Origin of the sequence: Enterobacter oligotrophicus (assembly GCF_009176645.1) — a bacterium.
Lineage (GTDB): Bacteria > Pseudomonadota > Gammaproteobacteria > Enterobacterales > Enterobacteriaceae > Enterobacter > Enterobacter oligotrophicus.
This window is the reverse complement of the sequence record NZ_AP019007.1, coordinates 3048750-3062739: the sequence shown is the minus strand read 5'-3', so window position 1 is coordinate 3062739 and position 13990 is coordinate 3048750. Positions and strand designations below refer to the sequence as shown.

11 protein-coding genes are annotated in these 13990 nt (G+C 56.9%); 9 read left to right on the top strand and 2 right to left on the bottom strand.

Annotated features, from left to right (window positions below; translation table 11 throughout):
- Positions 1 to 29 precede the first annotated feature (29 nt).
- The 7 genes from EoCCA6_RS14700 (at position 30) to gbpA (ending at position 5681) form a co-directional block, all read left to right on the top strand.
- Positions 30 to 1433, top strand: a complete 1404-nt coding sequence (locus EoCCA6_RS14700) for a YfcC family protein (protein WP_152083270.1) — start codon at positions 30 to 32, stop codon at positions 1431 to 1433.
- A gap of 73 nt (positions 1434 to 1506) precedes the next feature.
- On the top strand, positions 1507 to 1986 hold the full coding sequence (locus EoCCA6_RS14695; RefSeq protein ID WP_152083269.1) for an arginine repressor: 480 nt from the start codon (positions 1507 to 1509) through the stop codon (positions 1984 to 1986).
- Between the two features lie 100 nt (positions 1987 to 2086).
- A complete protein-coding gene (locus EoCCA6_RS14690; protein WP_168927640.1) occupies positions 2087 to 2191 on the top strand; it encodes a pyrBI operon leader peptide in 105 nt (34 codons plus the stop codon).
- Positions 2192 to 2225: 34 nt separating this feature from the next.
- A complete protein-coding gene (pyrB, locus tag EoCCA6_RS14685) occupies positions 2226 to 3158 on the top strand; it encodes an aspartate carbamoyltransferase (protein ID WP_152083267.1) in 933 nt (310 codons plus the stop codon).
- A gap of 12 nt (positions 3159 to 3170) precedes the next feature.
- The gene (gene pyrI / locus EoCCA6_RS14680; RefSeq protein WP_014830457.1) at positions 3171 to 3632 is read left to right on the top strand and encodes an aspartate carbamoyltransferase regulatory subunit; all 462 of its coding nucleotides are present in this window, start codon (positions 3171 to 3173) and stop codon (positions 3630 to 3632) included.
- A 73-nt stretch (positions 3633 to 3705) separates the two neighbouring features.
- Entirely contained in the window at positions 3706 to 4092 is a 387-nt protein-coding gene (gene ridA, locus EoCCA6_RS14675) for a 2-iminobutanoate/2-iminopropanoate deaminase (RefSeq protein WP_008501391.1), read from the top strand.
- Positions 4093 to 4229: 137 nt separating this feature from the next.
- Positions 4230 to 5681: an N-acetylglucosamine-binding protein GbpA gene (gene gbpA / locus EoCCA6_RS14670; RefSeq protein ID WP_152083266.1), complete on the top strand. Its 1452-nt coding sequence runs from the start codon at positions 4230 to 4232 to the stop codon at positions 5679 to 5681.
- 85 nt (positions 5682 to 5766) lie between these two features.
- Here the strand turns inward: gbpA and EoCCA6_RS14665 are convergent, their stop codons facing one another.
- Together EoCCA6_RS14665 and mgtA are read right to left on the bottom strand one after the other, a co-directional pair.
- Entirely contained in the window at positions 5767 to 8151 is a 2385-nt protein-coding gene (locus tag EoCCA6_RS14665) for a beta-N-acetylhexosaminidase (RefSeq protein WP_152083265.1), read from the bottom strand.
- 221 nt (positions 8152 to 8372) lie between these two features.
- Positions 8373 to 11081, bottom strand: a complete 2709-nt coding sequence (gene mgtA / locus EoCCA6_RS14660) for a magnesium-translocating P-type ATPase (protein ID WP_152083264.1) — start codon at positions 11079 to 11081, stop codon at positions 8373 to 8375.
- Between the two features lie 385 nt (positions 11082 to 11466).
- Here mgtA and treR point away from each other — a divergent pair, with 385 nt between their 5' ends.
- Positions 11467 to 12414, top strand: a complete 948-nt coding sequence (treR, locus tag EoCCA6_RS14655) for a trehalose operon repressor TreR (RefSeq protein WP_152083263.1) — start codon at positions 11467 to 11469, stop codon at positions 12412 to 12414.
- 127 nt (positions 12415 to 12541) lie between these two features.
- A complete protein-coding gene (gene treB, locus EoCCA6_RS14650; protein ID WP_152084460.1) occupies positions 12542 to 13960 on the top strand; it encodes a PTS trehalose transporter subunit IIBC in 1419 nt (472 codons plus the stop codon).
- Positions 13961 to 13990: the final 30 nt, after the last annotated feature.

The window sequence follows — 13990 nt, the reverse complement described above, 5'->3', positions numbered from 1 at the left end:
CACTGGTGCGCCGGGTTCAGGAGAACATCATGGGCAAGTTCAAATTTCCCTCCGCTTACACCATTCTCTTTTTTCTGATTGCTGTTGTTGCTGTGCTGACGTGGATTGTTCCGGCCGGGCAGTACCATATGGCGATGAACGAGGCGCTCGGTAAAGAAGTGCCGGTTGCCGGTACTTATGCGCACGTGGCGGCACACCCGCAGGGGCTGGTTTCCGTGCTGATGGCACCGATTGCCGGGCTGTACGATCCGGAGTCCGGCCAGGCCGGGGCGATCGACGTGGCGCTGTTTATCCTCATCATCGGGGGCTTTCTCGGGATCGTCACTAAAACAGGGGCGATTGACGCCGGGATCGAGCGCGTCACCACGCGGTTACGCGGCCGCGAAGAGTGGATGATCCCGATCCTGATGGCGCTGTTTGCCGCAGGCGGCACCATCTACGGCATGGCCGAAGAGTCGCTACCGTTCTATACGTTACTCGTACCGGTGATGCTTGCCGCGCGATTCGATCCGGTTGTCGCGGCATCTACGGTGCTGCTCGGGGCGGGGATCGGCACGCTCGGCTCGACCATCAATCCGTTCGCCACCGTCATCGCCGCCAACGCCGCCGGTATCCCCTTTACCAATGGCATTGCCCTGCGCGTGGCGCTGCTGGTAATCGGCTGGGTAATCTGCGTGGCGTGGGTCATGCGTTACGCCCGCAAAGTGCGCCGCGATCCGTCGCTCTCCATCGTCGCGGACAAACAGGAAGAAAACCTCGCCCATTTCCTCGGCAACAAAGGCGAGCAGTCGCTGGAATTTACCCCGGTGCGCAAACTCATTCTGGTGATTTTCGCCCTCGCCTTCGCAGTCATGATTTACGGCGTGGCGGTGCTGGGCTGGTGGATGGCGGAGATCTCGGCGGTGTTCCTTGCCAGCGCGATTATCGTCGGCCTGATCGCCCGCATGAGCGAAGAGGAGCTAACCTCAACCTTTATCAACGGCGCGCGAGATTTGCTGGGCGTCGCGCTGATTATCGGCATCGCGCGCGGTATCGTAGTGATCATGGATAAGGGCATGATTACCCACACCATTTTGCACAGCGCTGAGGGGATGGTTACCGGGTTGTCGACGGTGGCGTTTATCAACGTGATGTACTGGCTGGAAGTGGTGTTGTCATTCCTTGTGCCTTCTTCGTCCGGCCTGGCCGTTCTGACGATGCCGATCATGGCACCGCTTGCCGATTTCGCTAACGTCAACCGCGACCTGGTGGTTACGGCTTACCAGTCGGCGTCCGGTATTGTTAACCTGATCACTCCTACTTCTGCCGTCGTGATGGGCGGGCTGGCTATCGCCCGCGTGCCCTACGTGCGTTATCTGAAGTGGGTCGCGCCGCTGTTGGCGATCCTGACGGTGGTGATTATGGTGGCATTAAGCCTGGGGGCGTTGTTGTGACATTTTGAAGTTGTAGGCCCGGTAAGCGTCGCGCCACCGGGCGTTTTTTCAGCCACTTACATGGGAAATAGTTATGACGGAATATGGTGATTACTCTCCAAAAGAACAGCTACAGCTGACGGTCTGCCAGCGTCTGATCGCGGAAAAGAGTTATCTCTCTCAGGAAGAGATCCGCCGCGACCTGCAGGAGCATGGTTTTGAGACCATCAGCCAGTCCACCGTTTCACGTCTGCTCAAGTTGCTCGGCGTCATAAAAATTCGAAATGCCAAAGGGCTAAAGATTTATTCGCTGAATCCTCAGCTGCGCCCTGCCCCCGATGCCGCGCGCACCGTTTCCGAAATGGTGGTCAGCGTGGAGCATAATAGCGAATTTATCCTTATCCATACCGTCGCCGGATATGGCCGTGCGGTAGCGCGAATTCTGGATTATCACCAGTTACCGGAAATTTTAGGCGTGGTTGCCGGAAGCAGTATTGTCTGGGTTGCGCCCCGTTTCGTTAAGCGCACCGCGCTGGTGCACAAACAAATTAATTATTTACTCAGAACGCATTAATATTCACAAAGAACCGTTTGCATTGAGTAAAGTGTGCATTAAATCGCTTGATCCGAACGTCGGGGTGCGTATAATGCCCGACAATTTGCCGGGAGGAAGCATGGTCAAGCGTGTACGACATATCGTCTTACCGCGTCTGAAATCAGACGCTGGCCTGCCGTTTTTCTTCCCGTTGCACAATCTATTCCCAGAGCCCCTCATTTGAGGGGCTTTTTTTTGCCCGGCGTCAGGAGATAAACATGAATCCGCTTTATCAAAAACACATCATTTCCATAAACGACCTCAGCCGCGAAGAGCTGGAACTGGTTCTGGAAACCGCGGCAAAACTGAAAGCGAATCCGCAACCGGAGCTGCTGAAGCATAAAGTCATTGCGAGCTGCTTCTTCGAAGCCTCCACCCGCACGCGCCTCTCCTTTGAAACCTCCATGCACCGCCTGGGCGCGAGTGTGGTGGGCTTCTCGGACAGCAGCAATACGTCGCTGGGTAAAAAAGGCGAGACCCTGGCGGATACCATTTCGGTTATCAGCACCTACGTTGACGCCATTGTGATGCGCCATCCACAGGAGGGCGCGGCGCGTCTGGCGACGGAGTTTTCTGGCGGCATTCCGGTGCTCAACGCCGGGGACGGCGCTAACCAGCACCCGACGCAGACGCTGCTGGATCTGTTCACCATTCAGGAAACTCAGGGCACGCTTGAGAACCTGAACATCGCGATGGTCGGTGACCTGAAGTATGGCCGTACCGTTCACTCGCTGACCCAAGCGCTGGCAAAGTTCAACGGCAACCGCTTCTTCTTCATCGCCCCGGACGCGCTGGCGATGCCGCAGTACATTCTCGATATGCTGGACGAGAAAGGCATTGCGTGGAGCCTGCATGCCAGCATCGAAGAGGTGATGGGCAACGTGGATATTCTCTACATGACCCGCGTGCAGAAAGAGCGTCTGGACCCGTCCGAATACGCCAACGTGAAGGCACAGTTTGTGCTGCGCGCCAGCGATCTTGAAGGCGCACGTAGCAACATGAAGGTGCTGCACCCGCTGCCGCGCATTGATGAGATCACAACAGACGTGGATAAAACGCCGCACGCCTGGTACTTCCAGCAGGCCGGAAACGGCATCTTTGCCCGCCAGGCGTTACTGGCACTGGTTCTGAATCGCGAATTAGCTCTGTAAGGGGAGACGACCATGACACACGATAACAAACTCCAGGTTGAAGCCATCAAACGTGGCACCGTGATTGACCACATCCCTGCGCAGGTGGGCTTTAAGCTGCTGACGCTGTTCAAACTGACCGAAACCGACCAGCGCATCACCATCGGCCTGAACCTGCCGTCGGGCGAAATGGGCCGCAAGGACCTGATTAAAATCGAGAATACCTTCCTGACCGACGAGCAGGTGAACCAGCTGTCGCTGTACGCACCGGACGCCACGGTTAACCGCATCGACGATTACGACGTGGTGGGTAAATCCCGTCCGAGCCTGCCGGAGCGCATTGAAAGCGTGCTGGTCTGCCCGAACAGCAACTGCATCAGTCATGCTGAGCCGGTTTCATCCAGTTTTGCAGTGAAAAAACGCGCCGATGACATCGCACTCAAATGCAAATACTGCGAAAAAGAGTTTTCTCATTATGTGGTGCTGGCCAACTAATTGAGGTTGGTAATGAAATCCCGGCTGTTATAATGGCCGGGAACATTCTTAACGCTGTTATTCTGGAGAAAACATGAGCAAAGTACTCGCGACGGAAAATGCACCAGCCGCTATCGGCCCATACGTTCAGGGCGTCGATCTGGGCAGCATGATCATCACTTCAGGCCAGATCCCGGTTAACCCAAAAACTGGCGCTGTGCCGGAAGATGTGGCAGCGCAGGCGCGTCAGTCGCTGGAAAACGTGCAGGCAATCGTCGAATCCGCTGGCCTGAAAGTGGGCGATATCGTGAAAACTACCGTGTTCGTGAAAGATCTGAACGATTTCGCCACCGTTAACGCCACGTACGAAGCATTCTTTACCGAACACAATGCCACCTTCCCGGCGCGCTCCTGCGTGGAAGTGGCGCGTCTGCCAAAAGACGTGAAAATTGAAATCGAAGCGATCGCCGTTCGTCGCTAAGTCGGTTTCATTTGCAAACAGGCAGCCTGCGCTGCCTTTTTTTTCGACTCTTTTTCTCCTCGTAACAGCATGACTTCCCCGCTGGTCCCTCTCTACACTGCGCGGCAGCAAACTCTTTCCCCGCTTATGGACTAAAAATGAAAATCTCAAACATTGCGCTTGCGGTTGCCACACTGACCGTCGCTTCTTCCGCCCTTGCACACGGATATATTGAATCCCCGGCCAGCCGCGCCTATATGTGTAAACTGGGCCAGAACATTGATTGCGGGCTGGTCGAATATGAACCTCAGAGCGTGGAGCGCGCCTCGGGTTTTCCGGCGGGAGCACTGCCGCCCGACGGTGAACTCGCCAGCGCGGGGATTGCCAATTATTCCCAGTTAGACAAGCAAAGCATCAACGCATGGACTAAAACGCCGATGACAGCGGGCATGCATGCGTTCGTCTGGCATCACACCGCGCCCCATAAAACCACCAACTGGCGTTACTACATCACCAAACAGAACTGGAACCCGAATAAACCGCTAACCCGCGATCAGTTTGAACTGACGCCGTTCTGTACCGTTAACGGCAACGGGCAAGCCCCTGCGATGACGCAATCCATGAACTGTAATGTGCCGCAGCGAACCGGTTATCAGGTGATTTATGGCGTGTGGGAAATTGCCGATACGCAGAACAGTTTCTACCAGGCAATCGATGTGGATTTCGGTAATGGGGGTAACACCACGCCAGACGAAACGCCCGCGCAACACTCGGAATGGAGCAAAACGCTGAGCGGCCAGATTGCGGGTAATAATCTCAACGCTGGCGATAAAGTCATTGCCCGCTTCTTCGATGCCAACGGCGAAGTGTTAGCCATGAGTACCTCACTCACTATTGCTTCCGCGGAACAGGGCGACGCCAACCAGTGGGCATTCGATCTGGCTCAAAAGATCAACGCGGAGCACAACGATGTGCGCGTCGGAGTGAAAGACGAGAGCGGTACGGTAAATCCGGCGCATGGCGCAAACAGCGTGTTTGTGCGCGAAGGCAGCCCACTACGCAGCGTGGCTATCTCGTATGAGGAGCAGAAACCGCAGGTCAACGAAACCCTGCAGATTTCTGACGTTCGCTACAGCAAAGTCGACAATGGCCAGGCGACGGTAACATTCCACGTCAACACCAGCGGCGACGTAAACCTTGAAGCCCACGTGATGAACCACATGGGGGCGGATAAGGGCTATCTGAAACAGGATATGAATAACAGCAATCAGGACGTCACTATGACCCTGACAGGCGTAACCGCGGGTCATCATATGCTGAAATACTACGCCACCAACAAATCCGGGACGCTGTTTGCTCAGGATGTGATCGATATGATGCTGGAAAATGCAGACTCATCCGCACCAGCCGGACAGTACGATTATACCTTCCCGGAGAACATCTCTTCGTATACCACGGGTACAACCGTATTCCAGCCGAAAAACGGCAAAACCTATGAGTGCAAACCGTTCCCGTACAGCGGCTACTGCAAGCAGTACAGTAAAACATCAACCCAGTTTGAGCCGGGTACAGGCTCCCACTGGAAAGAGGCGTGGGTACTGAAGAACTGAGTTGCCTTTACGCCCGGCGGCACTTCGTTTGCCGGGCCTACACGTCACGTAGGCCCGATAAGCGTAGCGCCACCGGGCGCTTTTGTTACGGATTTCGCGTCGCGCGCAGCAACGTCTCCAGCGGATAGACCGCTGCAATCACCACCTCATCCTGAATCTTCGCGGTGCTATCCAGCTCGCCCTGAATCGACGCTATTTCTTTATCATCCAGCGTGCCCTGGCGTGCCACCAGATCCGTCAGCCTCAGACCAATGGAGGCCAGCTTATCCACCTCCTCGATCACCGGTTTCAGCGCCTTCAGTTGATAGCTGTTTTCACTGAGCGCCAGCGCATCGCTGGTGTTGCCCTGCCAGCGGTTAAACACGTGGCGCAGCGCCTCAGCGCTTTCCGTATCTTCCGCGTCGCTCACCAGCCTGTCGGCCCACTTGTTCATCTGGCGCACGGTGGTGCTTTCGGCGTTAATCGCATCAGCGAAGCGGTTAAGGGGCTCAAACTGATGGTAATTCCCGGCCTGGAATTTCAGATGCTGACGCGTGTAATACTGCGCCGGTTCAATCGCCTGGGCGAGGATCTGCAGCGGCAAGGTATCGGCATTGTTCGCCAGACGTGTGAACTGCACCTGCTGCTGGGTGTGCTGCTGCAGCCCGACGGAAACCGTCGACCAGGTGTCCATCGCCTGCAGGCGGGTATACATGTTGTCGACATCGTTGACGTCCTGCGCCGACCATAACCGCTCCGCCACCGCAAAGGCGCGCGGCCACAGGCGGATATCCAGTACCGGCGCGACCACGTTTTCGGCCCACAGTGCAGCCTCACCGCCCAGCAGGTTGACCTGATTAGCAGCATCCGGTACCACCGGAGGAATGCCTTTCGGCACCTCGTCCAGACGCGTGCCGCTGATCGGGTAGCGGGCGTTGCCCACCAGGAAATAACCGCTTAGCTTGTCGTTATCAACGGAGACGACCGGGCGCGTTTCCCCCATCCAGGTGTCGACGGTAAACGTCACCTGATTGTCATCACGCCACTGAATGTTATCCACCGCACGACGGGATTTCCCCGCAAAATCAATAAATCCACGCCAGCCGGAATCCCCTTTCACCAGCGTAAAGCTCCCTTCCACCGGTTTACCTTTCAGGCGCGGCATAGAGAAGGCCCAGCTCTGGGCACTGTCGGTGTCCGCTATCACATCCACACCATTCAGACCCTGCGGCACAATTTCATTGCGATAGTGATAGGCGGTGGACTGAGGCTGATCGAGATAGAAACCGGTGGAGAGAATGCCCTTATAGCCATTCTGCGCCACCTGTCCCAGCGCATCCTGCCCTTGCCAGGACTGGATCAGAATGCTTTTTGGCAGATCGGGATGGTAGATCTCATCCCAGCCCACCATCTGGCGGTGATGTTTTTCGAGGATTGTTTCCAGCTTGCGGTTGAAATACGCCTGTAGCGCGTGGCTGTCTGCAAGCCGGTTGTCGCGCATGAATGTCTGAATCGCCGCGTTCGCTTTCCATTGACTGTCGTCAACCTCATCACCACCGATATGCAGATACGGATCGGGGAAGATCGCCGCCAGTTCGCTGACCATCGCATCGGCGAAGGTATAGGTCGCCTCTTTTGTCGGGTCCAGCACCGGTTTCAGCACCCCCCAGTGACGCTCCATCTGGTACGGCCCCGGCGCACTCATCAGTTCCGGGTAAGCAACAGCGATGGCAGAAGCATGGCCCGGCATGTCTATTTCCGGCACCACGCGGATGCCGCGCTCGGTGGCGTAACGCACAATATCGCGCATCTGTTCTGGCGTATAAAACAGCCCGTCGCTGGCAAGTTGTGTCAGTTTTGGATAGCGCTTCGAGGCAAACCGCCAGCCCTGATCGTCGGTCAAATGCCAGTGCAGGACGTTGAGTTTGGCGGCAGCCATGCCGTCAATCTGGCGTTTAATATCCGGCAGAGGAATAAAGTGGCGCGCCGAGTCGAGCAGCAGTCCGCGCCACGGGAAACGCGGGGAGTCCTCAATGGAGACCCACGGCAGATAGGTATTTTCCGGCCCGTTCTGCATCAGCTGAAGCAGGGTTTCCATCGCACGAAGCGCACCGAAGCGGGTGTTGGCGGAAATCGTTACACCGTTAGCGTCCACCGTCAGTTTATAGCTCTCATCGCTGTCCGGCAGCGGCTGCGGCTTCACCTTTTTAGCTATCGCGATGCGAATGGTCGGTTTTTCAGGCTTGTCGGCCTGCGGCTGTAGCGTCCAGCCGGTTTGCATGGCGATACGCTGGCGCAGGCGGTTGACCGCGTCACCGAGATCGTCCCCGCTGACGCTGACGGAAATCGTGTTGCTGAGCACCAGCGCGCCCTGGGTCGTCGGACGTTCGACCTTTGCAGGCCAGGGCATCAGGGGGAGATCGCCTGCCGGAGCGGCAAACGCTGACGCGCCGAGCATAAGCCCGGCGGTTAAGAGGCTGTACCGTAACATGAATGTTCCTTATCTGACGGGCCGAAAAGAGGCAAAACATTCTGTTAACATGCGCTTAATTTGTCGTCAAGCGAATGGCATGACGGAGATCACAGGTTGTTGAATTTGGGAGGAAAGCCAGACCCCTCACCCCGGCCCTCTCCCCAAAGGGGCGAGGGTGAAAGGCAGCACCGAGCGGTTCCCTCTCCCTTCAGGGAGAGGGTTAGGGTGAGGGTATGTGTTTATTGCCACCCATACCGACGGCTGTAGAACCCTTTCACCATCTGCGTCAGCACCATGTAACCCGCGAGGATCGCCACCAGCCACGGGAAGTAGCTCAGCGGCAGCGCCTGCAGCTGCAGATAGCTTGCCAGCGGCGAGAACGGCAGCGCGATCCCGAGCGCCATTACAATGCCGGTCATGATAATCAGCGGCCACGCGGCGCGGCTCTGGATGAACGGAATGCGACGGGTACGGATCATATGCACAATCAGCGTCTGCGACAGTAGCCCCACCACGAACCAGCCGGACTGGAACAGCGTCTGATGCTCTGGCGTATTGGCGTGGAACACAAACCACATCAGGCAGAAGGTCAGAATGTCGAAGATGGAGCTGATCGGGCCGAAGAAGAGCATAAAACGGCCCAGATCGGACGGATTCCAGCGCTGTGGCTTTTGGATCTGCTCATCGTCAACGTTATCAAACGGGATCGCCACCTGGGAGACATCGTACATCAGGTTCTGGATCAGCAGGTGCAGCGGCAGCATCGGCAGGAACGGCAGAAACGCGCTCGCCACCAGCACGCTGAAGACGTTACCGAAGTTAGAACTGGCGGTCATTTTGATGTACTTAAGCATATTGGCAAAGGTACGACGCCCTTCAATTACGCCCTCTTCCAGCACCATCAGGCTCTTTTCCAGCAGGATGATATCGGCCGCTTCACGGGCGATATCCACCGCACCGTCTACGGAGATGCCAATATCCGCCGCACGCAGTGCGGGTGCATCGTTAATGCCGTCACCCATAAAGCCCACCACATGCCCTTCACGGCGCAGCAGGGTCACGATGCGCTCTTTGTGCATCGGCGTCAGACGGGCAAACAGCGTGGTGCGCTGGGCCAGTTTTGCCAGCTCATCATCCGTGAGATGCTCAATATCGCTGCCCACCACCACGTCGCCCGCGTCCAGCCCGACTTCGTGGCACACTTTGGCGGCCACCAGCTCGCTGTCGCCGGTGAGGATTTTGACGGTGATGCCGCTCGCTTTCAGCGCTTTTAACGCCGGTGCGGTGGTCTCTTTCGGCGGATCGAGGAATGCGATGTAACCTTCGAGGATCAAATCGGATTCGTCGATACGCTGATAATCCCCTTCACGCGCAGGCAGGAATTTACTCGCGACGGCCACCACGCGCAGCCCCTGACGGTTCAGGTTATCAGTGACGCGTTTAATGCGGCGCAGCATGGTGTCGTCCAGCGGCACAATGTCGCCGTTATAACGCACCTGGCTGGAAACGTTGAGTATTTCCTGTAGTGCGCCTTTGCAGATCAGCTGATGCACATCCTGCTGCTCACTCACCACGACTGACATGCGGCGGCGCTCAAAGTCGAACGGGATCTCATCCACCTTTTGCCAGCGTCCTGAGAGCGTGCGGGCAGACTCTTCATCGACACCTTCCAGCACGGCGACGTCGAGCAGGTTTTTCAGCCCGGTCTGGTAGTGGCTGTTCAGCCAGGCGCTGTGCAGCACGCGATCGCTGGTTTTGCCGGAAATATCGGTGTGGTTCTCCAGCACGATTTTATCCTGCGTCAGCGTGCCGGTTTTGTCGGTGCAAAGGATATCCATTGCGCCAAAGTTCTGGATAGCGTCGAGGTGCTTGACGATCACTTTCTGCTTAGAGAGTTTTACCGCCCCGCGTGCCAGCGTGGAGGTGACAATCATCGGCAGCATTTCTGGCGTTAAGCCGACGGCCACGGAGAGCGCGAACAGCGCCGCTTCCCACCAGTCACCTTTGGTGTAGCCGTTGATCAGCAGCACAATCGGCGTCATTACCATCATAAAGCGAATTAAGAGCATGCTGACGCGGCCAATGCCTTTCTGAAAGGCATTCGGCTCGCTTTCCTGCTCGGTCACGCGTCCGGCAAGCTGTCCAAACCAGGTGTTTCCGCCTGTTGCAGTTACAATTGCCTGCGCCGTCCCGCTCACCACCGTGGTGCCCATAAAGCACAGGGTGTCGCATTCCAGTGGGTTAACCTGCTGCGGATCGCGGCTGCGCGCCACCTTTTCAACCGGAAGCGATTCACCGGTCAGCGACGCCTGCGCCACGAACAGATCGCGCGCCTGAATGATGCGTAAATCAGCCGGGATCATATCTCCGGCGGCCAGCTTCACCAGATCGCCCGGCACCAGTTGGTCGATAGGCAGTTCGACCCAGGCATTTTCACCGAGATCGTTAATCACACGCGAGACGGTCGCCGTGTTGCTCACCATGGCTTTCAGGGCATCCGCCGCTTTGGTGGAGCGGGCTTCCTGAATAAAGTTCAGCAGCGTGGAGATACCCACCATCAGGGCGATCACACCTGCGGCAAACAGATCTTCGGTCGCGTAGGAGATAATGCCCAGCACCGTTAACAGCAGGTTGAACGGGTTACGATAGCAGAGCCAGAGATGTACCCACCACGGAGAGGGTTTTTGCGCCGGGATTTGGTTATCGCCGTGCACGGCACGGATTTTTTCCACTTCGGCCGCATTCAGCCCTTCCGGATGCCCGCCAAAGGCGCGCCAGACTTCGTTTTCGTCCATTGCGGCCACATTCAGGCAGCGCTCGGTCAGGCTGGCCGGGATCGTTGCCCCCGCCAGATTTTTGGCGTTCGGTAGCGGGTCGCGCTGGACAAGGCGATGTGGCAAATGGCGGCTCAGCTGTGCAAGGAGCTGCCGGGTGATATTTTTTAGCATAGTCATTCCCCCGCATCCGCGAAGGCGGACACAGTTATTCCTTCAGGCGTGGCAATGCCGTACCTGAGAGGCACTTAATTTTTCAAGCAGGAACGTTTGAGCGTCACTGCCTCACATCACCGGTGAGACAGCAAAGGGCTGGCTTACCGGAAAGAAGGTTTTCTCCCGTTCAGGAGAGGTGTGGGATCAGGGTCCATGTCGCCTCCGGTAAGTAAAAAGTAGGGTGTCGCCGCGCAGTATAAGGATTTATCCATACCGTTTGTGGCAAATCGGGCGGTATTATAACTTCACATAAATAAACCGAACGTAAACCAGACTTTGCCCATAGCGAAATCACGCTATAGCATTAGGCTCTATTGATTGTCGTTGTTACAGGGAAATCAGCATGCAGAACCGCCTTACGATTAAAGACATCGCGCGTTTAAGCGGCGTGGGGAAATCCACCGTCTCGCGCGTGCTTAACAACGAAAGCGGTGTCAGCGAACGCACGCGCGAACGCGTCGAAGCGGTGATGAATCAGCACGGCTTTTCCCCTTCCCGCTCGGCGCGCGCCATGCGCGGGCAGAGTGACAAAGTGGTCGCCATTATTGTCTCGCGTCTGGATTCCCTGTCAGAAAACCTCGCCGTTCAGACCATGCTGCCCGCCTTTTATGAGCAGGGTTATGACCCGATCATGATGGAGAGCCAGTTTTCGCCGCCGCTGGTGGAGGAGCATCTCGGCATGCTTCAGCGGCGCAACATTGACGGCGTGGTGCTGTTTGGCTTTACCGGCATTAAAGAAGAGATGCTGAAACCGTGGCAGCCGTCGCTGGTGCTGCTGGCGCGCGATGCCCAGGGTTTTGCGTCTGTCTGCTACGACGACGAGGGGGCGATCATCACCCTGATGCAGCGCCTGTACGATGACGGCCATCGCCACATTAGCTATCTGGGCGTCCCGCATGTGGACGTCACCACCGGTAAGCGTCGTCATGAAGCGTATCTGACGTTTTGCAAAAAGCATAATCTGCCCGCTGTCGCCTCCCTGCCAGGGCTGGGCATGAAGCAAGGCTACGAGCAGGTCGCGAGTGTGCTCACACCACAGACCACCGCGCTGGTGTGCGCCACGGATACCCTGGCGCTGGGGGCGAGCAAATATCTTCAGGAGCAACGCATCGACGGACTGCAGGTGGCAAGCGTGGGGAGCACGCCGCTAATGAAGTTTTTACATCCGGAAATTATCACCGTCGATCCCGGATACGCCGAGTCCGGCAGACAGGCTGCTGCGCAGCTCATCGAGCAAATCAACGGGCGCGCAGAGCCGCGTCAGATCGTTATTCCCGCCTATCTCTCATAACCCACTTGAATGGTTTATTGTGATCTTCGCCCGGTTTAGGGAACGTTCCCATTTTCGCCGTTACGCTGAAGGAGTAGGCTTGCGCTCAGGTCATTTCCCCCTTCTCCATCTGTCATGAGGTTTCATGATGAGTAAAGTCAAACAAGCAGATATCGACCAGTTGATCGTCCTGGTTGGCGGCCGCGAAAACATCGCCACCGTCAGCCATTGCATAACCCGCCTGCGCTTCGTGCTGAACGATCCGGCAAAGGCCAACCCGAAAGCCATTGAAGAGCTGTCGATGGTCAAAGGCTGCTTCACCAACGCCGGACAGTTCCAGGTCGTCATCGGGACCGAAGTGGGCGATTACTATCAGGCGCTGCTGGCCACCACGGGGCACTCTTCTGCCGATAAAGAGCAGGCAAAGAAAGCGGCACGCCAGAATATGAAATGGCACGAGCAGTTAATCTCCCATTTTGCGGAGATCTTCTTCCCGCTGCTGCCAGCGCTGATCAGCGGGGGCTTGATTTTAGGCTTCCGTAACGTCATCGGCGATGTCCCGATGAGCGACGGTAAAACCCTGGCGCAGATGTATCCGGCGCTGCAAAGCATCTACGACTTCCTGTGGCTGATTGGCGAAGCGATCTTCTTCTACCTGCCGGTGGGGATTTGCTGGTCCGCGGTGCGTAAGATGGGCGGTACGCCGATTCTGGGTATCGTACTCGGTGTCACGCTGGTCTCTCCACAGTTAATGAACGCTTACTTACTTGGGCAGCAGGTTCCGGAAGTGTGGAATTTCGGTCTGTTTACCATCGCGAAAGTGGGCTATCAGGCGCAGGTCATCCCGGCACTGCTGGCAGGTCTGGCGCTGGGCTTTATTGAAACCCGCTTAAAACGCATGGTGCCGGATTACCTTTATCTGGTGGTCGTACCCGTCTGCTCCCTGATCCTGGCCGTCTTCCTGGCGCATGCCTTTATCGGTCCGTTTGGTCGCATGATCGGTGATGGCGTGGCCTTCGCGGTTCGCCACCTGATGACCGGCAGCTTCGCGCCGATTGGTGCCGCGCTGTTTGGCTTCCTGTATGCGCCGCTGGTGATCACCGGTGTCCACCAGACCACGCTGGCGATTGACATGCAGATGATTCAGAGCCTGGGCGGCACGCCGGTCTGGCCTATCATTGCGCTCTCTAATATTGCGCAGGCCTCTGCGGTAACAGGCATCATCATCGTCAGCCGTAAACACAACGAACGCGAAATCTCGGTTCCGGCGGCCATCTCTGCGTACCTCGGCGTCACCGAACCGGCAATGTACGGTATCAACCTGAAATACCGCTTCCCGATGCTCTGCGCGATGATCGGCTCTGGTCTGGCGGGCTTGCTGTGCGGCCTGAACGGTGTAATGGCGAACGGGATTGGCGTCGGCGGCCTGCCGGGCATCCTCTCCATCCAGCCCACGTTCTGGCAGGTGTTCGCACTGGCAATGGCGGTAGCAATTATCGTCCCAATGGCACTCACCACTGTGGTTTACCAGCGTAAGTTCCGTCAGGGCTCGCTGCAGATTGTTTAACCTTATCTTTCGGGGCGCAGTTGCGCCCCT

Bases quoted from the DNA above. Each gene is read 5' to 3' on its own strand.
- EoCCA6_RS14700 (WP_152083270.1), top strand. From the start codon at position 30: ATGGGCAAGTTCAAATTTCCCTCCGCTTACACCATTCTCTTTTTTCTG.
- EoCCA6_RS14665 (WP_152083265.1), bottom strand. From the start codon at position 8,151: ATGTTACGGTACAGCCTCTTAACCGCCGGGCTTATGCTCGGCGCGTCA.
- ridA (WP_008501391.1), top strand. From the start codon at position 3,706: ATGAGCAAAGTACTCGCGACGGAAAATGCACCAGCCGCTATCGGCCCA.
- treR (WP_152083263.1), top strand. From the start codon at position 11,467: ATGCAGAACCGCCTTACGATTAAAGACATCGCGCGTTTAAGCGGCGTG.
- pyrI (WP_014830457.1), top strand. From the start codon at position 3,171: ATGACACACGATAACAAACTCCAGGTTGAAGCCATCAAACGTGGCACC.
- mgtA (WP_152083264.1), bottom strand. From the start codon at position 11,081: ATGCTAAAAAATATCACCCGGCAGCTCCTTGCACAGCTGAGCCGCCAT.
- gbpA (WP_152083266.1), top strand. From the start codon at position 4,230: ATGAAAATCTCAAACATTGCGCTTGCGGTTGCCACACTGACCGTCGCT.
- EoCCA6_RS14695 (WP_152083269.1), top strand. From the start codon at position 1,507: ATGACGGAATATGGTGATTACTCTCCAAAAGAACAGCTACAGCTGACG.
- pyrB (WP_152083267.1), top strand. From the start codon at position 2,226: ATGAATCCGCTTTATCAAAAACACATCATTTCCATAAACGACCTCAGC.
- treB (WP_152084460.1), top strand. From the start codon at position 12,542: ATGAGTAAAGTCAAACAAGCAGATATCGACCAGTTGATCGTCCTGGTT.
- EoCCA6_RS14690 (WP_168927640.1), top strand. From the start codon at position 2,087: ATGGTCAAGCGTGTACGACATATCGTCTTACCGCGTCTGAAATCAGAC.